Here is an 18,151-nt window from a genome sequence, read left to right on the forward strand (position 1 = left end):
TATGACCCTCGAATTGATTCTCCCTTCACTGAAGTTGATCAGTCCCACTTGTGTGGTCCAATTTGATTGTTAGTGCATGACCAGCCTTTGGTCCATCTGAACGATGGTTTCTCGCGCTGGTGGCTTATATCCCAGAGCACCGTGCGGGCGTTTAGTGTTGTAGTGCCTCCTCCATTCGTCGGTCAAAATCTGCGCTTCTTTTGGGCTGTAGAAGACTTCTCCATTCAGGAACTCATCTTTGAGCCGCGCATTGAAACTCTCACAGTAACCGTTTTCCCATGGGTTGCCTGGCTCGATGTATGCGGTCTTTGCTCCAACTGCATTGATCCAGCCGCACCGCCACGGCAACGAACTCAGGGCCATTGTCGGAGCGAATCTAGCTTGGCACACCTCACATGATGAACAGGTCACTCAGCACGTCGATGACATTGCCGGAGCTCAGCTTTCGGTCCACGCGAATCGCCAAGCACTCCCGCCTATACACATCAATAACGTTGAGCGTGCGAAACACCCTTCCGCCATCCGTTCGGCAATGTACGAAATCATAACTCCAAACGTGGTTTCGATGCTCCGACCGCAGCCGAGCATACGCCCCATCATTCGACCAGAACCGTCCCTTCTTTGGTTGTTTCATTGGCATTTTCAGCCCCTCCCAACGCCAAAGCCTTTCGACGCGCTTATCATTCACCTAAAGCCGACAGGCGGTGTTCGCACCGCCGAGAGGGGTCAACCCGCATCTCACAGCAAAGCCGCGATCTGACGATAAGCGACCTTTCTTTTGAAGGCTAGGAGGCTTTTCCAGCCGAGAGCTGAATGCCTGCGTCGTGGATTGTAGAACCCATTGATGTCCTCGAAAATCGGTCGGGTGCACCTGCGCATGCGGGACATTTGCTGTCAGATCTATCGGGAGAACGAGGTCGACATCTTGGGCAGGGTGCTCTCGAGCGATCATGTCCACATGTTCGTGCCAGTGCCGCCAAAGATCGCCGCTTCCGATCTGGTGCGCAAGATGAAAGGCCGTTCGCCACATAAAGTCCAACGCGAATTCCCGGAATTGCGCAGGCGTTATTGGGGGCGTCGTTCTACAATACTTATAGCAGCATATCCGGAATCCCACCGGCGCAAGCTGGTCAGTGGTTTAGTACCAAGTTAACGAGACCCAACGCTCCAGTGAAAAGCGATAAAGCTCCGGATCAAGTAAAATCTCATCTAGTGGTGGTACAGGATTCGCGCCAGAATACGCATAAAAAGTGTAACCTGAGACTTTCTCCACCGGAGCCCCCAACGTCTGCAGCCACTGGTGGCCAGCAGCGTTGAAGGGCGAAAATCGATGTGTGATGATGAGGTCAGGGTCACCTTCGAAACGCTCCATATTGATGAATGCGAAATCGACCACATCGCGTTTGCTGAGAAGCGCCAATTCCAAAGCACCAAACTCCGGCGGCATACGAATCATTCCGACGCGTATGTCAGGGGGAAGAGATTGGAGATACTGAATGACAGCCCTTTGCTCTTGGATGTGGTGGAATGGTTTGAAATGATTTTCCAGGTTTTCATAACCGCCGGCATTGATCTGCATTGCCGCGCCAACCGCAATGACCCGCACAGCCACAATCAACTGTGACACAGACAGCAAGACGGCAAAGCATACAACCGCCAGCCCTAGTTCTTTTCGACCCAATGTTTGCGCCAGACGGTACAGTGTGACCAACGTCAAACCCGCGCATAGTGCAACCATCAAATAGACTGGCCAGATATAGCGCAGGTGCATGAACGGTGATCGCGCAATCCATGCTCCGGTAACCAGTAAGGAGGCCACCAGCAGAATCAAAACGATGCGACCGGCATGTGTATTGATGCGCCAGATCAGCGGCGCGGTCAGGGCTAGGAAGAGCAGGGTTACCGGTAGTGTCGTCACAAAGCGGACAAGAAAAGAATACATGCGCGCGGGGGACGGTAGATCCCCTCCCACTCCGGCCGAACCCAAGTTCGTGGTAAGTGAAACACCGTTACTTGGATTAGTTCCTTCAAGCCATTGTATTTGCAAAAACAAAAGGCCTATGAACACGGTAGTCATAATCCCTCCTGCCAGAAGACACATCCCGAGGTTGCGCCAAAGATAGGTGCGTGACGTGAACGCACAGAGTATTAGCGCGGGCACAGCCGGCAGCAGTGTCCATCGCGTCGCGATGGCACATCCGACCAGAATACCTGCCATAGCAGCGTCCCTCAAAGGGATACGATCATCACGAAGAACCACCACTATCCCGCTCAAAAACAAAGCGACGGCCAGCACCACCGCGTATCCCATTCCAGACAAAAGCACAGTTCCTGGTGCCGCAACACAAGTGACAGCAAGCAGGCGGTATTCAAGGGGCGAATGGATTGTCGACCGCAGCATGCGCATCAGAACAATATAGAGACCAACAATCGACAAGAGCGAAAGCAGACGGGGCACAAAAAGAGGTGAGACCGGTAGCCAATGCGTAGCGCCGACGATCAGGAAATGTAGTCCGCCAGTGGTTGTCACAGGCATAACCGATGGGACTGCCTCATTGTCGTAAGCTTGCCGTGCCGATGCAGTAATCCAAGCTTCGTCAAACTCAGCACCCATAAGGAGAGCTGTGAGCACCATTAAGGCAAGTGACAGAATAAGACACACTGACAGAAGTCGTGTCTGAAAGGTTTCCGAAAAAAACATATGGTCACTCAATTGCGCTTAATAATGCTACGTTGCCGCTAAATTGTTGTATGGTTTAAGCATTAATAATGCAGATAAAAGCTATATTACTAGATAGGAAAACGGAATGAGAGTTTTTCCAAACTCATTTGATCGATTATGGTCTGACTGCGAAACGGATATTTTAGCTGCGGTGTCCCGTGTTGGGGCCAGCGGATGGTATGTCCTTGGGAGCGAGGTTTCCGCCTTCGAAACGCAGCTGGCAGCTTGGGCGGGGGTGCCATATGTGATTGGTGTGGCTAATGGAATGGATGCTCTTGAGATCGCTTTTCGCATCAGTGGAATTGGCCGCGGCGACAAGATTCTAACGACCCCTCTTTCAGCATTTCCAACAGCTCTTTCAATTACACGTGCAGGGGCAGTACCCGTGTTTGCCGATACCGATGAGCATGGCCTGCTAGATCCCAACGCCGTTGAGGAAGCACTGGCGGCGCATCCTGATATCAAAGCCATTGCGCCTGTGCATCTTTATGGTCAGCTGGCTGACATGACCGCACTTCAGGCCCTGGCTGATCGGGCTGATGTGATGCTGTTCGAGGATGCGGCACAGGCCATTGGAGCAAAACGGCATGAAACCGGTGTCGCAGACAATCGCCGCATGGCTGCAATCTCTTTCTATCCGACCAAAAACCTTGGTGTTCTGGGTGACGGAGGGGCTTTGTTCTTACATTCCGAGGAGGCCGCAGAGGCGGCGCGATCCGTGCGCAATTATGGGCAAACCTCCAAATACGTCCACGACCTAGAGGGGCTCAACAGCCGCCTTGACGAAATCCATGCCGCCATGTTGAGGGATGCGTTTCTGCCGCGACTGGACGGATGGCTGACAGATCGTCGTGGAATTGCGAAGACGTATCTTGACCAGATTCTCAATCCCAAGGTGGCATTGATGCCGGGGCCGGACCCAAAAGGATCGGGCTGGCACCTGTTTCCAGTGCGCGTTGATCCGGTACATCGTGAGACTTTTATGAACCACCTGTCTGACCGAGGCATTGTTGCAGGTATTCACTACCCTATTTTGTTGCCTGAACAACGGGCTCTAAAGAATCAGGGATCCGTTCTGACTGTCGGGTCATTGGATACGGCGCGTGCTATTGCCAAAAGTGAGGTTTCTCTTCCGATCCACCCCTACCTCACCGAAATTGAGCAGGATTTCATCATAACTGCCGTGAATGATTGGGAGGGATAGGCAATGTTTTCTCTTATCATCCCCGTCTATAAGAACGAACAGAACATTCCGCCACTTCTTGACGCGATCAAAGGTATCAACGATCAAATAGATGATGAATTCGAAGCCGTCTTTGTTGTGGATGGAAGTCCCGACGGATCTTTTCTGGCTTTGCGTGACAAATTACCCAATGCCGGATTTGCGGCGCAATTGATTGCGTTGTCCCGGAACTTTGGTGCTTTTGCTGCAATTCGTGCGGGACTTGAGAAAGCCAATGGGGATACTTTGGCCGTTATGGCAGCGGATCTGCAGGAACCGCCTGAACTGATCTTAAAGATGCATGTAGCACTCAAAGCAGGCAACTGTGATGTCGCTTATGGAGAGCGTATCAAACGCGAAGACCCATGGTTATCGCGTGTGCTTTCGCAATTGTTCTGGTCGTTTTACCGGCACAATGTGGCCTTAGATATTCCGCGTGGCGGCGTCGATATCTTTGGCTGTACCCGCGCAGTGCGGGACCAGATTTTGGCTTTAGAAGAGCGCAACAGCTCCCTTGTGGCACTACTGTTCTGGGTAGGGTTTCACCGCCAGGCATTTCCTTACGAACGCAGAGCCCGCGAGATCGGCACGAGTGCTTGGACCTTTCTAAAAAAATGGAAATATATGCAGGACAGTGTGTTTAGTTTTTCAGATCTGCCTATTTCCTGGTTGCTCGGGATTGGTTTTTTTGGATCGATCTTCAGCATCTTGTTTGCGCTAGTGGTTTTCGTGAGTACTCTTTTGGGCCAGATTGATGTTCCTGGTTATGCGGCGACGATTATCGTGATTTTGGTTTTTGGCACGATCCAATTGTTGTCTATTGGTGTTATAGGCATCTACACATGGCGCGTGTTCGAAAACACAAAGGGGCGCCCTCTTCACATTGTGATGTCAGAGGAACGCTATACTCCTGAAGTGCCCGTAGTGCCTCTGGCTCAAGAAAGCGCTGAATAAAAACCATGTCTTTATTCATTTTCACTGATTCAATTGCACTCGATGGCCCCGGTCTACGGCTAAGGTTGATCAGACCGAATGACAGCGAGTATGTCTATCAGCTGCGCACAAACCCAGGACTGAATGTCTATTTGTCTCAGGTCACGGGCACGGTTGTTGATCAGAAAACGTGGATTGAACGTTATAAGGTTCGCGAAGTGGCCGGTGACGAATGGTATTTCGTGATTGAGCGGCGCGATGGTACGCGCTGCGGCCTTGTCCGAATTTATGATCTTACGCCGGAAACATTCACTTGGGGCAGTTGGGTCCTTGACGCTAACAAACCATCTAAAGCAGCGCTAGAAAGTATTTATTTGGTTTGTGAATTCGGTTTTTCGCATCTGAAACGTAGGAAAGCGATAATAGAAGTGCGCAAGGGAAACGAAAAGTCGTTGACCTTTCAAAGGCGTTTTGGCGCAAAAGAAACTCATTACACTGAAGATAACATTTACTTTGAATACCTCTCCACGCAATTCGTCAAAGACAAAGTGCGGTTCCAGGCTGTGTTAGGGATACCAACATGACAGAACATTCCTCATCTGCGACATATGTACATCCAAGCGTCTCTCTTCCGGATCAAGTCATCCTGAAGGAAGGCGTTTTCGTGGAAAATGGCGTTGTCTTCGCAGTTCAAGAAGAGGCTCACACCATCTTGCACGCAGGTGTGCGTATTGGGGCAGGTGCGGTCATTGGGGCTGCACTTGAGATAGGGCAGGGCGCGCAAATACGTCCTGGAACTGTTGTTTTGTCTTCGGTACCAGCAAATGCCATTGCCAGTGGCAATCCGGCTCAAATTGTGGGGTATACCACGGAACTGTCGGAAGTCCGAGGCGCTTTGATGCGCACCGCAGCACCTGAACAACGTAAATCGGTTGAAATTGTCCCTTTGGAAGTCGGAGGGGCCGCAGTTTATCGGATGCCTCAGGTTATCGATATGCGCGGCAACTTAACAGTCGGTGAGTTTGGTGATAACTTTCCTTTTGTTCCCAAGCGCTATTTCATCGTCTTCGACGTGCCGTCAGAAAAGCTTCGCGGCGAACACGCTCACTATGCCTGCCATCAATTCTTGATCTGTATCAGTGGATCCTGCACGGCGCTTCTCGACGATGGGCAGTCTCGGCAGGAAATTCGGTTGGACAGTCCCGATGCTGGACTTTACATGCCCCCTTTGATCTGGGGCACGCAATACCGCTACAGCCGTGATGCTGTTCTTTTAGTTTTTGCCTCTCACAGTTATGATCCAGCAGATTACATTCGTACTTACGATGTTTTTCAGGCCGCTATTCTGTAACTCTGAAGCACCTCAATACCTTTTATGTCTGTTTCACCCCCGCGCTGCTTAATTCAGAATTTTTTGCACACGGCCATGAAGTTCGGGGCCGTAGGAGTTTTATCGATTGGTATCTATTTCCTTTTATTATACCTCTTGCGCCCAATGATTGGGCCTATCTGGATACTGACCACAGTTGCCTATGCATTGAGCATGCTCTTCAATTTCTTGGCCCAAAGCATGTTTACTTTTCAGGTCCACGCCAAGGATATAGGTATGGTTCGTCGCTACATTTGCATGCAAGCCGGGTGTATGTTCTTCAATTCAGCGATGATGTTCGTGTTGGTTGACGTGTTTGCCTTCTATATCTGGCGGTCACAAGTTGGTGTAACGTCCTTCATCGCCGCAAGCTCTTTTCTGATGTCAAAGTATTGGGTTTTTTCTAAACCATAAGGTTTTGCGGTTGATTGATAGGGTAGACCTGACATTATGACCGGCATCGGCGATACGAAGGCCGTAAGCGGCTCGTGCAGATCACCTTCCGGTCGAGTATCTGATCTGAGGTTCCGTCTCTGAATGATTTTTAGAGGTGAGTTTCTCCATGGAAAGTACAAGAGAGTTTCTCATTGGGCTTGGTGTTACAGTCCAAACGCGATGCTGCCGACGTCAGCCTGTATGTGGTTCACTTGTCCGAAAAATAGTGCGGATCAATATCCGGTACCACGCAACACAACACCGACTGTCGCGAATATAATGCCCAGATCAGTGCGTAAAGACAGTTGTCCAGCATACGAAGTGTCAAAATCGGCACGGCTGGCAAAGCTGCTGGCATTACGCTGAGATACCTGCCACAGGCCAGTCAGCCCGGGGCGCATAGAATAGTAAGCTTTACCCGGATATAAATTTTTTTGTTCCGGCATCATCGGGCGTGGACCAACAAGGCTCATTTCACCGGCCAGAACATTCCAGAGTTGCGGCAACTCATCCAATGATGCCTTACGCATCAATTGACCGATTTTTGTGACGCGCGGATCGTTTTTGAGCTTCTGGGTTTCGTCCCATTCACGCTTGGCAGTTGGGTCTCGCGTCAGGTGATCTGCCAGCAAAACATGCGCATTGGGAACCATGCTGCGTAGTTTCCACATGGTGAACTCTTTGCCATCACGGCCAATACGCGTTTGTCCGTAGAATGGATTGCTTCCATCTCGCGCGACAAGCAATGCCAAAAACAACAGAGTCGGCAGGACGATCGGCAAGGCCAGAAGAATCAGAGCAATATCAAGGATGCGTTTAAAGAAGTTTGAGTAAACGCCCACCTGCGGAAAGCGATATACTCCATGTTCGACCTGAATAATAACAGGTTGTGATTCTCTCGGAATATCAGTGTATTGAACTGTCACTTTTTAACTCACAAACACATGAATCACGGTGGATTCATACTCGTTACAACACGCTTACCAGCACTCACATCGAACCGAGGCCGCAAAAAATCAAGAAAGACCCCAATTATGGCGAAAATTCTGCCACGCCACAACGTTAACACATTTTAACTCGGGTCCACAAATAGTCATTGTCCAAAACCCAAAAAAACTCACAGAACTTCAACAATACTACTCTCTAAGCTCCAGACTCATTGAGTTTCAGAGCCAGAAGATGACGATTACTGCGAGTGTATGGCTGATGGGAACACTTTCGGCCATCTATCGTAGCGGGTTTCTACTCGGCTCCATTCCTTCAAGCGACTGAACATGATCTCGATGCGGTTTCGGCGCTTGCACCTGTGCTTGCCTTTTCGGACAGGCTTCTCGCGTGACTTTCTGCCGGGCATGCATGGGCGTATCCCTTTTCTTTCATAGCCTTTCGGAACCAGTCAACATCGTAACCGCGGTCAGCGATCATCCAATCGGCGGCTGGCCGTACGTCAGGGGCAGGAGGTCACGCAGTTCAAGAAACGGATGAAGGCACGCCATGAACAGCTTACCCACGGCGTTGAGAAGGCGCAGGATCGACGGGAAAACGGCAGATGGGCACGCAATGTCGTGAAACGCCCGCCACCCGAGAAGAAATCCGTCCCCAACCAACTCCGAAGACGCTACCACAACTGCAGGCCAAGAAACCACCGCAGGTCGCAAATGCACCAGAGCAGGCATTCATCCCTGAATTTTTACACCGTCCCTCTCAGAACACCCCTAAACCGCCAGCAGAGCCAAGCGACCGTTTGGGGCTGGATGACAAGAAGCGCACCAATGACAACCAGTTCAACGAGCGCGATTAGCTCAAGATACCGTGGGAGTGCAACACCAAGTCCAAGGGTAAAGAACCGCCCTGGAAACGGGATCGCGGTGAGGATCGTAAGCGTTCCTTCTTGGACAAGACACGCGGCGGGAAATCACGAGAACCTGAAAGGTGATATTTTGCTTTCGGCGTCGCCGTCGTCTGACCCCGAAGAGAGACGCATATAGGTTCTCGCTCAAGGCGGCGAAGCCCCTGCTCAGCGGTTGCCTTGAACGAAGCTCTGTCGTGGTTCAGGGAGCAAATCAGGCTGCGGTGATAGCGACCGCGCAAAGAATTTACTTTTGGAGAACTGAAAACTGGTAGATGAATGCTTCTAGTTGCTTTCCGCTTGAAGAAGGTTCTCCACTTTGAACGTTTGCATATCTGTTTCGGTCAGATTCAGTTGCTGTGCTCGACCAATGTCGTGCGTAAGCAGGGAGTGTCCAAATGCAAAGCTAAACCCGCGCAATCCAGCTGCATCTAATAAGGTCGGCGCAATATCAAAATGAGAAGAGGGGCCCTCATGTTGAGTGGATGGAAGATCAGGGTGCAATAGAAGAAAGAATAAAGTCCGTTCCTGCTGTTCCAGCGTCGGTATCATATCTCCTTGGATCAATAAGTGATCCGATACGATTGCGATAACGGTATTTGATCCAACTGGCGAGCGCCTTATGTACTCAATGAAGTCCGTGATCAGTTTGTCTGCACAATGCACAGCATCCAGCATCATTGATCTTTGCCCGGTGTAGCTCGCGCATCCAGGCGATGGGGTCCCGAAGGGATGGTGCGTATCCAGTGTCAGTACAGCCAGATGAAATGGCTCCGCACTTTCTGCCAGCCCATCGAAGATTGTCCGTGCATTATCAAAGAGGCTGGCGTCATACATGCCCCAGCTATGTGCTGTCGCGCTTGGCAACTCATCAAGGCCCAGAACCGCATCATACCCGTTGTCTTGCAAAAATTGTCCTTTGCCAGCAAAGGAAAGAGACGCGCCGCCTACATAGGCGTTTCTGTACCCGGCTTGTTTAAGGTACTCGGCTAGGCATGTGATTTCCGAAAATGGGTTGTTAACTTCATTCAGTACACTATTGCCACCCATCTCAGAGAGTAACGGGACGCCACATTGGCTACTAACAATCCCTCCGATTGTCCAGCCAGTTCCCGGATACTGTTGAAAGTCACGGAACCAAAGACCCTCGGACGCTAGATTTTTGATTTGCGGAAGGAGGTCCGGAAACAGGGCCTCGTTAAAATAGGTTTCTTCCAGACTCTCTGCGTAAATCAGGACCAAGTTACGCGAATTTGGTGCCTGAATGATTCCGCTACTTTTGGTGCTTTGCTGCAGCCGTGTAATCTCATCATTCAGTCGGGCGGAGGTGCGAAATGTACTTTCACGAAAATCAGCATAGGCGTTGAGTGGATAGCTTGCCCAAAGACTGAATATTGCTGCTGTCAATGCGATTCCCATTCGAAAAGCCATATGGAAAACGGGCTGCATATTTTTGATGGCAAGAAAAATAATGATGGGCGTTGCAAGCAAGTATATGCCCAGAACAGACATGCGCACCAAATCAGTTTTGATTGCAATCTTGAGTGTGGAAGGATCGAGATGCGCGAAAAAAGCTGAATTGAACGCCGTGCCCTGCGACGCAAAAGAGACAGTCAAAGCAACATTAAGAAAGACGAACGCTGTCCCCGCTATCGTCAAGATGACGCGCCAGGCGATATTACGCTCAGCGGCCAGACACAGTGCCACAACCATAAATGCTGTTGACAGAATCCAAAAAATTCCTGGCTCCCGTCGCACATCGCCAGCGACGATCATCAACGGGATTGCGAAAAAACCAAGCAGAAAAAGAGACCAGATAAATGTGCGGACCATTAAAGTATGCACCCTTGAACCGGCAGAAATAACATGACTTTTTGATAAATTTTGTGTTTCAATGAGTTACACCTCGATGAAACCTAGGAAATTCAAAAAATACAAGTCCCCAAACCGTTGCTGGGAACAGAGCGGGTAAAAAAATAGCGGCTAATCCTAGGTTCTTGGCTATGCGCGACAATTCGCGCCGCACTGGACCAATCCGATCTACGATTGCTTCCAGTGCGAAGTTGGGGGTCACAATGATAAGAACCACCATAAGCGACCCGATCAAGAGCGCCACCTGTCCGGGATCGGATCCAATATAAAAAGCGATTAGACAGGCCAAAATAAATACTACAACTTCTAAGCGAAAGGCTTCTTCTCTGATCCAGATATCGCATAAACCTACCTTGGAATTGTAGAAGGCTGCTACAGGCCGTGCACCACGGCATAGATTATACGATTTTGATCTTTGTTTGGCACACATATTCAGCGGCTTTTCGTAATAGACAACTGACTAAGTTGATGTACATTCATGCAGAAACGGTCGTTTTTGTCACGCTCAATCTCGGCACGATTGGTCAAGCTGTTAGCTGTTCCAAAAACCTATGACAAAACGTTTGAGGTTTTGGAAGGTTTTTGTCATCATAGGGCATGATAATCGGATATGCGCGCGTTTCAACCACAGATCAGAACCTTGACGCTCAGATCGACGCTTTAACAGCGGCGGGTGCGGAGCGCCTATTCTCCGAGAGAGTAAGTGGAGCCAAGGCCGAACGTCCAGAGCTGGATAAGATGTTGGATCAACTCCGCGACGGTGATGTGGTGGTGGTGACGAAATATGATCGCCTTGCCCGGTCTTTGCGCGACCTGTTGGATATCGTGGAAGCTATCAAGAAACGTGGCGCGGGCTTTCAATCATTGGGTGAAGATATCGACACGACCACGCCAGCCGGAGAGTTGATATTCCACGTCTTCGCCTCGATTGCACATTTCGAGCGCCGCAGGATTGCAGAACGTACTCTTGAGGGTTTGGCAGCAGCTCGTAAACGTGGCCGCATCGGTGGTCGCCCCCCTGCCCTATCCCCAGATCAGAAAGCTGAAGTAATCCGCATGCGAGATCAGGAGCAGCGCCCGTTGCGCGAGATTGCACAGTTGTTTCGTGTCAGCACTCAGACGGTTAGGCGGGCTTGAGTGTTTGAGTGAAAACACCAATGAGGCAGACACATGAGCATTATCTCCATTTTGAATCCTAAGGGTGGTTGCGGCAAGACCACCATCAGCACCAACCTTGCCCAAGCGCTGCATGATCGCGGGCATTCCGTCCTGATCGTGGACAGTGACCCGTAAGGCAGCGCTCGAAACTGGCACGCAGCCAACGAAGACAACCCAATTGAGCTAGTGGCGCTTGATCGCCCCAACAATGTCAAGGCGCCTGCCAGCATGGCCGCGAATTACGATTATGTGGTGATCGACGGCGCGGCCAAGCTGGAATATATGATCGCAGTTGCGATCAAGGTCAGCGACTTTGTTCTGATCCCCGTTCAACTCTCGCCCTATGACATCTGGGCTGCGCCTGATCTGGTGGACTTCATCAAGGTCCGTCAGAATGTCACAGGCGGTCTTCCTCTGGCGAGCTTCGTTGTATCCCGCATGGTGGAGGGAACGCGCCTAGCCAGCAGTATACGAGCGGCTCTGGACGAATACGCCCTGCCCGTCTGCGACACCACAATCACACAACGTCAGGTCTACCCACAAACCGCGTCCGAAGGACTGACCGTTTTTGAAGCCGACAATGCAAAGGCAAAAGCTGAGACGCTGGCCTTGATTGATGAGCTGATCAGCATGCTCGCCCTTACAAGCAAAAAAGGTGGCGTAACATGGCACTATCAGCGAAACGTCACAGCCGTGGCGATGAAGCTAATCAGCGCGTCTTGAAAGAGGTTACGGAAACCACCGAGAAGCAGAAGCGCCTGAATGCTAAGATCGAGGAAAGCTTGTATCGACAGATCAAGATGAAGGCCGTCGAAGAAGGGCGCTCAATCTCAGACATTACGCGTAGTTTGTGGTCTGAGTATTTGAGTAAATAATTAATTACTCAAATGAGTGATCTGGCTCCACTGTTCCACTTCACATAGCTCTTCGCAAAGTTCACGAACGATCCGCTTGGGTTTTGCGGGATGGACTGCTTGCCGCTTAGCATGTCGCGCCATTCGCGTTCAAGAAAATATAAATCATAGCCGGCCGATGCTTTCAGGCGTAGTCATAAACTGAATTGGGCAGAGCGATCTTATCGAGTGTGTCAATAGTCTCTGGTTCAGCGCAAATGTCGGTGGACCCAGATCGCGGGCGAATGATGAATAGATCGTCGTCCAGTTCGAACGTGTAATTTGGGATGTGGCTCTTCTCGTTGTACATATCCACGATGGCCTCGACTAAGCGGCGGAACTCTTTCGGCGTGGATTGTGAGCCTGCCTTCAGGATCAGGATTCATAACTAATAGATGACGATTGCTGCGAGGGCGACTGCGGAGAGCAAGACCTTGAGACAGCGATCATGGCGGGTAGCCACACGCCTCCAATCCTTGAGCCTGCCAAACATGATCTCTATGCGGTTGCGTCGTTTGTGGCGGCGCTTGTCGTACTTCACAGTAGCCTTGCGTTGCTTTCGACCTGGGATACAGGCGCGTATCCCTTTGCCTTTCAACGCATCTCGGAACCAGTCAGCGTCATAGCCACTATCACCAAGCAGCCAGTCCACATTTGGTATGCTGCTGAGCAGAGTCCGCGCACCAACATAATCGCTCATTTGTCCCGCGGTGACAAAAAGGCTGAGCGACCGCCCTTGGCTGTCACCGATAGCATGCAGTTTGGTATTCATGCCGCCCTTGATTCGACCAATCAGACGGCTACACCCCCCCTTTTCGCGGCCATCCTTGTCGCGGTATGATGTGCTTTCGAGTAGGTCGTGTCGATCATCACAGTCTTTTCTTCGCCGTGTTCGGCCGCCAAGCCGACCATCATCCGAGTGAAGATACCTTTCGCGCTCCAACGCTTCCACCGGCTATAAAGCGTCTTGTGCGGTCCGTATTCTTTGGGGGCGCCACGCCACCGCAACCCATTGCTATTGATAAATATAATCCCGCTCAAAACACGTCTGTCATCCATACGGAGCTTGCCATGTGACCACGGGAAGAAAGGGAAAGCTTGGCCATCTGCTCGTTAGTCGGCCAGAATAGGTCGTTCATATCACCACTCCATTTCCGAGCCGTGAATCATGCAGCGCGTTGAAAATCAATGCATCCTGACCCTAGGTTTCATGCTGCTTTCAGTTGCTTCCAACCAGCCCAAGATGCGTGGTTCGGCGTCTGCTGATCAAACACCGAATGTGGGCGTTTGGTGTTGTAGAAGGCCTTGCTCTGAAACCCGATTTTACCACCATTTGTGATTAGCGTTTTCCGCGACGAAGCCTTGGCTGTGAGAGGGAGTGGACGCGATGAAAGCAGCGAGATTTACGGCTGCATAGAAAACGTTCGAGTTGAAGCAGGTTGAAGAGGGTAAGTCTCTACTAATTGCATGGCCTCGCGCATAGACACAGGCAGTGATCCCTGCCCCACTACACTCCTCCTCTCTGAGACACTGGCCCTTTTCGCATGCGAAACACGCGCGGGGGTCTGTCCAAAAAATAAGGAGATTCCGATAGGCCACCCGGAAAATCAGGTTTCGACCGCACGTTTCTTTACCCACCCAAGAAAGGCAGCGTCCGCGCTTTTGAGGCGAGGTTGGCCGGAGGCGTGCCACATGGCGCGCCAGTCGGCCTCCAGCGCATAGACATCCCAGCCAGGCATCAAGCGACGGGCGGTCTCGAAAGTCTCCGGGGCAAGCGCAGCCCCTGCTCCTGCAGCCTCTTCAATCACGGTCATCGGGCGCACGCAGATCATATCCCCCGGCTCCTCGGTGAGCGTATAATCCGGCAACCGGCCATCACGAATGATCTCGCGCACCATCGCACGGAACACTCTGCGCGGAGAGGCCGAGCCCGACTTCTTGCAGAGCACCTCTATCGAAACCCGCCATTCCGGCTGACGTCCGCAATGCTTGCGTGCCAGCTCGTAAAGACGGCGCTCCAACGGGCGGCGCAGTCGGAAATACTCTCTATTCAAGGTCAAAACCGACTTCGCCAGTACGGCACGATAGAGCCAGTCAGACAGTGTGACCGCCACGCTGACCATACGGCCGCCGCGGGTACGCCGCACAATTTCCCAGCGTTCGATCAGACCGAACCCAGTGGTGACTTCGAGCGGATCATCCTTGGGACCCGTGGCGATATTGGTGGTGATGCGTGTGCCTGCCAAGCGCTCAAAGGCATCGCGCAGCCGTCGGTAGCCATCCCCGGAGGTTTCCCGCCCCGTAGCCAGCAGCAGGTCATGAGCGGTCAGCGTGAGTGTACGCGCCGTCGGTTTGCCTGCATTGAGCGCGGCCACCAACTGCGAGATACAAAAGATCAGGATATCTGCATCAAAGATCGTAGCGCGCCCTTTGACGGATGGCGTGACCACAACCTCCACATCATTGTGCCGGTATTCGAGTATGCGCCGATCTGGACGCGTCGAGAGGGAAAAGAGCGGATGCTCCATCGAAGCGAGATCATGTTTGGGCACCGCTGCAAAGAAATCGCAAACGAAAAAGTCCTCAGGTCCCGCCCCGCCGCCGGTCGCAATACCTGCATTCATCAGAAGGCTCCGATCCGCAATGCGGTCGGTAGAAAATATGTCATGGCTCTGCTCGATCCCACCGCGCTTGTCCCGATCAGGCTGCCCGGCTTTCGGTGTTTCATTAACACCCGACCCTAGGGGAGGGGTTCGATTCTGTCCACAGGGCCACTGTTCAGATCGTGGCTTCAGAGTCGCTCAAACGTGGGATCAGAATCACTCTATCGTGGCTTCAGAGTCACTTGAAGACAAAGAGGCATATAAAATATATTCAATATCAATATGTTACCGAAGACATAGATATTTCGTAACTATATAATAACTAAAAATTAACAAGCTTAAGGGACCAAACCAGCAAATCGCCAAACCTTTTCACATTAAGGCAAATCTCTGAAATTACTTAGAAAGAGTCGGAAGGGGCATATGTTTTCTTGCATGTACCATGATTTTTGATATTCTGGAAAAAACGTGATACATGGAGAGGCTTATGAGCAGAGCAGACCTCCCGCCCTATTTCAACATCTCTCCCGATGCAGCTTTGTCATCATTGCAAAATTCTGTGTCTACTCAAGACTTCAGAGAGATTGCGGAAGCCTGTCTAAAGGGGCGCACAGATCTTGCAAGCCGAGGGCTGGATGCAACAGGGGCCAAGAACTTGCGCCTGTTCTCCACGTGGGAAATCACCAAATATCTGATCCCCGTAGCTCCCGCTCATTTCCGTCGTGTGTTGCGCACTCATCCTGACTTGCCACAGGGGCGCTCTGAGACAGAGGGTGGCGCGAAGTGGTTTACCTTTGATGAGGTCTTGCAGTTGCGGGCGCATTTTGGTGCGGAAGGATCTAAGGCCAAAGAATATCTGCCTTATCGTCCGAAGGGCCTGCCCGCCAAGATTGCGGCCGTGGCCAATTTCAAAGGCGGGGTTGGCAAGACTTCAACGGCAGCGCATCTCGCAATGTCTGCCGCGCTCGACGGCTACAAGGTGCTGGTGATTGATCTCGACAGCCAGGGGTCGATGACGTCAATTCTTAACGGACAAGTTGAAGACGAATGGCAGACGGTCTTCCCACTGATCGCGCGGCATTATGCGATGCATTTGCGCAGCGAAAACCAGCGGCGGCTGGACCGAGGCGAAGCTCCCCTGCCACTTGATGAAACACTGACAGAAGCACTGGACATCAGCTCGGTGGATCTCATCCGCCCCACCCATTGGCCCAACATTGATCTGATCGGTGCGCAGTTGAACCTCTACTGGTCCGAATTCCAAATCCCCGTCTGGCGTCTTGCCGCTCGCAGCTGGAAGCTTTGGGATGCTCTCACCGAGGCGCTGGAAGCCGATGGCGTGCTGGATCAGTATGATCTCATCGTGCTCGATACGCCCCCCGCCCTTGGCTATCTGACAATTAACGGCCTGGCGGCAGCGGATATCCTGATCGTGCCCACCGGCGCCTCCTTCGTGGAGTTTGACAGCACGGGGCGGTTTTTTGACATGATGCACTCTGCTTTTGAGTCCATTGAAGAAGGTGAAAACATGGCCGCACGGGCGCTTGGGCGTGCCGAGCTAAGATTTGAGTGGGATGCGGTGCAGACTGTGATCACCCGTTACGATGCCTCGCAACAGGCCGAGATGGCAGGGCTCATGCAGGCCTATCTCGGGCGGCGCCTGTCTCCCTTCCGGCAAGATTACACTGCTCTGATTGGTCAGACGGGCGAGCAGGTGCATGGTATCTATGAGGCTGATTACCGCGACTTTAACCGCGACACCTATGCCCGCGGACGGGCAACCTTCGATGAGACCTATGCCGCATTCAAGCAACTTCTCATCGGAGCATGGCGCCGTGATGAACTGGCGCAGGCGACATCGGCGGCTGAGTAACCAGACAGGGAGACAGAGCATGGCCAAACGCAGACGATTGGAACCGGCCAACCCTGAGAATGTGTCTCCGGCACAGGAGATCAGGACCCATGGAGCGGCCCTTGGCGCACCCGGACGTGCGCCGATCGCCCATGTGACGCGCGAGGCCGCAGGGCAGGGTGCTTTTGAAGAGGTTGCTGAGGCAATGCGCGCTGCCCGCGAAGAGGGGCGCTTGATCCAGTCTCTGCCAGTGGATGACATCAAGGTGGATCATCTGCTGCGCGACCGGATCGTGTTGGACCCTGATGAAATGGCGGCCCTTCAGGCCAGCCTGGCGGCGCGTGGGCAGCAAACACCCATTGAAGTCGTGGCGCTGCCGGATGGCGGATATGGCCTGATCTCGGGTCTGCGCCGGCTGGAAGCGCTAAAAGCTCTAAAGCAGGGCTCTGTGCTGGCGCTGATCCGGGCTCCAGCGAGCGCCGATGCCGCTTATGTCGCGATGGTCGAAGAAAACGAGATCCGCGCCAACCTGTCGTTCTACGAACGCGCCCGTGTGGCCTCGGAGGCCGCACGCATCGGCGTCTATGCTTCAGGGGAAGCTGCCGTCCAAGGACTCTTTGCCCATGCCAGCGCGTCTAAGCGGTCCAAAATCCTTGCGTTCATGCGTCTGCACAACGCTCTGGGCACACATCTGCGCTTCCCGGCGGCCATCCCCGAGAAACTCGGACTCGCTCTGGTCAAAACCATCGAAACAACGCCAGAGTTCGGAAAACGCCTCACTGACAGTTTGCGCAAGACACCGGCCGTGGACTCGATATCCGAACGCCGCGCGCTGGAACGCGCGCTGGCGAAAGTGTCAAACGGGCAGGGCGTGCGCTCTGCGCAAACTAAAACGCGCGGTGAAGAAGTTGCCAAAGGGGTTTACCTGGAAGCCAAACGAGGGCGGATCGTGTTGCAAGGGCAGGGGCTGGACGCTGGACTGGTGGAAGATCTGCGTAAGTGGCTCGCTAAACGGCGTGCCTAACACATTTTCAGAAAATGCTTAGCATACATCACAGTTAGTGTGGCAGTTGAATTTTTATTCCAATGGTTTTGAAAATTTCCGCAGTTCTACAGGGAGTTTCTTTTATTTGCAGTGTGGTATGACTTGCGCTTTCGCGTGCGAAAGGGAAGCACTCCAAACGAGGTTGCCTTTGCTCAAGATCTGTTAGAGGACGGTAAGTAGGGCGCTCTAGGCCCCAGA

18 protein-coding genes and 4 pseudogenes are annotated in these 18,151 nt (G+C 52.2%); 13 read left to right on the forward strand and 9 right to left on the reverse strand.

Annotated features, from left to right (window positions below; translation table 11 throughout):
• Positions 1–69 precede the first annotated feature (69 nt).
• Positions 70–688, reverse strand: a pseudogene (locus ACR0EN_RS20925) (IS3 family transposase); the annotation flags it as partial.
• 174 nt (positions 689–862) lie between these two features.
• On the opposite strand from ACR0EN_RS20925, the pseudogene tnpA reads away from it, so the two are divergent.
• Positions 863–1,081, forward strand: a pseudogene (tnpA, locus tag ACR0EN_RS20930) (IS200/IS605 family transposase); the annotation flags it as partial.
• Between the two features lie 57 nt (positions 1,082–1,138).
• Here the strand turns inward: tnpA and ACR0EN_RS20935 are convergent.
• Positions 1,139–2,701, reverse strand: a complete 1,563-nt coding sequence (locus ACR0EN_RS20935; RefSeq protein WP_480588551.1) for a hypothetical protein — start codon at positions 2,699–2,701, stop codon at positions 1,139–1,141.
• A 106-nt stretch (positions 2,702–2,807) separates the two neighbouring features.
• Here ACR0EN_RS20935 and ACR0EN_RS20940 point away from each other — a divergent pair, with 106 nt between their 5' ends.
• From ACR0EN_RS20940 to ACR0EN_RS20960, 5 genes are all read left to right on the forward strand, one after another.
• Positions 2,808–3,926, forward strand: coding sequence for a DegT/DnrJ/EryC1/StrS aminotransferase family protein (locus ACR0EN_RS20940; protein ID WP_170819509.1), 1,119 nt, complete (start codon positions 2,808–2,810; stop codon positions 3,924–3,926).
• 3 nt (positions 3,927–3,929) lie between these two features.
• On the forward strand, positions 3,930–4,898 hold the full coding sequence (locus ACR0EN_RS20945; protein ID WP_170819510.1) for a glycosyltransferase family 2 protein: 969 nt from the start codon (positions 3,930–3,932) through the stop codon (positions 4,896–4,898).
• A gap of 5 nt (positions 4,899–4,903) precedes the next feature.
• A complete protein-coding gene (locus ACR0EN_RS20950; RefSeq protein WP_170819511.1) occupies positions 4,904–5,461 on the forward strand; it encodes a GNAT family N-acetyltransferase in 558 nt (185 codons plus the stop codon).
• Positions 5,458–6,228, forward strand: a complete 771-nt coding sequence (locus tag ACR0EN_RS20955; protein WP_170819512.1) for a WxcM-like domain-containing protein — start codon at positions 5,458–5,460, stop codon at positions 6,226–6,228. The genes ACR0EN_RS20950 and ACR0EN_RS20955 overlap by 4 nt, the downstream gene beginning before the upstream one ends.
• A 75-nt stretch (positions 6,229–6,303) precedes the next feature.
• Entirely contained in the window at positions 6,304–6,660 is a 357-nt protein-coding gene (locus tag ACR0EN_RS20960) for a GtrA family protein (protein ID WP_170819513.1), read from the forward strand.
• Positions 6,661–6,914: 254 nt separating this feature from the next.
• Here ACR0EN_RS20960 and ACR0EN_RS20965 read toward each other — a convergent pair whose 3' ends face one another.
• Both ACR0EN_RS20965 and ACR0EN_RS20970 read right to left on the reverse strand, forming a co-directional pair.
• Positions 6,915–7,607 (reverse strand): sugar transferase, encoded by a 693-nt coding sequence (locus ACR0EN_RS20965; RefSeq protein WP_370644482.1) that lies wholly within the window; start codon positions 7,605–7,607, stop codon positions 6,915–6,917.
• A gap of 240 nt (positions 7,608–7,847) precedes the next feature.
• Positions 7,848–8,121, reverse strand: a pseudogene (locus ACR0EN_RS20970) (transposase); the annotation flags it as partial.
• A 109-nt stretch (positions 8,122–8,230) separates the two neighbouring features.
• On the opposite strand from ACR0EN_RS20970, the gene ACR0EN_RS20975 reads away from it, so the two are divergent.
• Complete coding sequence (locus ACR0EN_RS20975) at positions 8,231–8,482, forward strand: hypothetical protein (protein WP_170819514.1); 252 nt, start codon at positions 8,231–8,233, stop codon at positions 8,480–8,482.
• Positions 8,483–8,815: 333 nt separating this feature from the next.
• Here ACR0EN_RS20975 and ACR0EN_RS20980 read toward each other — a convergent pair whose 3' ends face one another.
• Together ACR0EN_RS20980 and ACR0EN_RS20985 are read right to left on the reverse strand one after the other, a co-directional pair.
• A complete protein-coding gene (locus tag ACR0EN_RS20980; RefSeq protein ID WP_170819515.1) occupies positions 8,816–10,363 on the reverse strand; it encodes a sulfatase-like hydrolase/transferase in 1,548 nt (515 codons plus the stop codon).
• A 58-nt stretch (positions 10,364–10,421) separates the two neighbouring features.
• Positions 10,422–10,832, reverse strand: coding sequence for a diacylglycerol kinase (locus tag ACR0EN_RS20985; protein WP_170819516.1), 411 nt, complete (start codon positions 10,830–10,832; stop codon positions 10,422–10,424).
• 167 nt (positions 10,833–10,999) lie between these two features.
• Between ACR0EN_RS20985 and ACR0EN_RS20990 the strand changes: the two genes are divergently transcribed.
• The 4 genes from ACR0EN_RS20990 to ACR0EN_RS21005 all read left to right on the forward strand — a co-directional run bounded on the left by ACR0EN_RS20990 (position 11,000) and on the right by ACR0EN_RS21005 (position 12,435).
• A complete protein-coding gene (locus tag ACR0EN_RS20990) occupies positions 11,000–11,539 on the forward strand; it encodes a recombinase family protein (protein WP_170819517.1) in 540 nt (179 codons plus the stop codon).
• 33 nt (positions 11,540–11,572) lie between these two features.
• Complete coding sequence (locus ACR0EN_RS20995) at positions 11,573–11,695, forward strand: nucleotide-binding protein (protein ID WP_480537318.1); 123 nt, start codon at positions 11,573–11,575, stop codon at positions 11,693–11,695.
• Positions 11,696–11,788: 93 nt separating this feature from the next.
• On the forward strand, positions 11,789–12,283 hold the full coding sequence (locus ACR0EN_RS21000) for an AAA family ATPase (protein ID WP_480537317.1): 495 nt from the start codon (positions 11,789–11,791) through the stop codon (positions 12,281–12,283).
• Positions 12,226–12,435 carry a plasmid partition protein ParG gene (locus tag ACR0EN_RS21005; RefSeq protein ID WP_170819518.1) on the forward strand — a complete coding sequence of 70 codons (210 nt, stop codon included), beginning with the start codon at positions 12,226–12,228 and terminating at the stop codon, positions 12,433–12,435. Before ACR0EN_RS21000 ends, ACR0EN_RS21005 begins: the two co-directional genes overlap by 58 nt.
• A 163-nt stretch (positions 12,436–12,598) precedes the next feature.
• Here ACR0EN_RS21005 and ACR0EN_RS21010 read toward each other — a convergent pair whose 3' ends face one another.
• The 3 genes and pseudogenes from ACR0EN_RS21010 to ACR0EN_RS21020 form a co-directional block, all read right to left on the reverse strand.
• Positions 12,599–12,763, reverse strand: a complete 165-nt coding sequence (locus ACR0EN_RS21010; RefSeq protein ID WP_480537316.1) for a hypothetical protein — start codon at positions 12,761–12,763, stop codon at positions 12,599–12,601.
• Positions 12,764–12,841: 78 nt separating this feature from the next.
• Positions 12,842–13,592, reverse strand: a pseudogene (locus tag ACR0EN_RS21015) (IS5 family transposase).
• A 468-nt stretch (positions 13,593–14,060) separates the two neighbouring features.
• Complete coding sequence (locus tag ACR0EN_RS21020; protein WP_170819519.1) at positions 14,061–15,077, reverse strand: replication initiator protein A; 1,017 nt, start codon at positions 15,075–15,077, stop codon at positions 14,061–14,063.
• A 466-nt stretch (positions 15,078–15,543) separates the two neighbouring features.
• Here ACR0EN_RS21020 and ACR0EN_RS21025 point away from each other — a divergent pair, with 466 nt between their 5' ends.
• Entirely contained in the window at positions 15,544–16,929 is a 1,386-nt protein-coding gene (locus ACR0EN_RS21025; protein ID WP_480588553.1) for an AAA family ATPase, read from the forward strand.
• A gap of 19 nt (positions 16,930–16,948) precedes the next feature.
• Positions 16,949–17,932: a ParB N-terminal domain-containing protein gene (locus tag ACR0EN_RS21030; RefSeq protein ID WP_170399755.1), complete on the forward strand. Its 984-nt coding sequence runs from the start codon at positions 16,949–16,951 to the stop codon at positions 17,930–17,932.
• Positions 17,933–18,151 lie beyond the last annotated feature (219 nt).

The sequence above is a fragment of the Ruegeria sp. AB7 genome, from assembly GCF_056542625.1.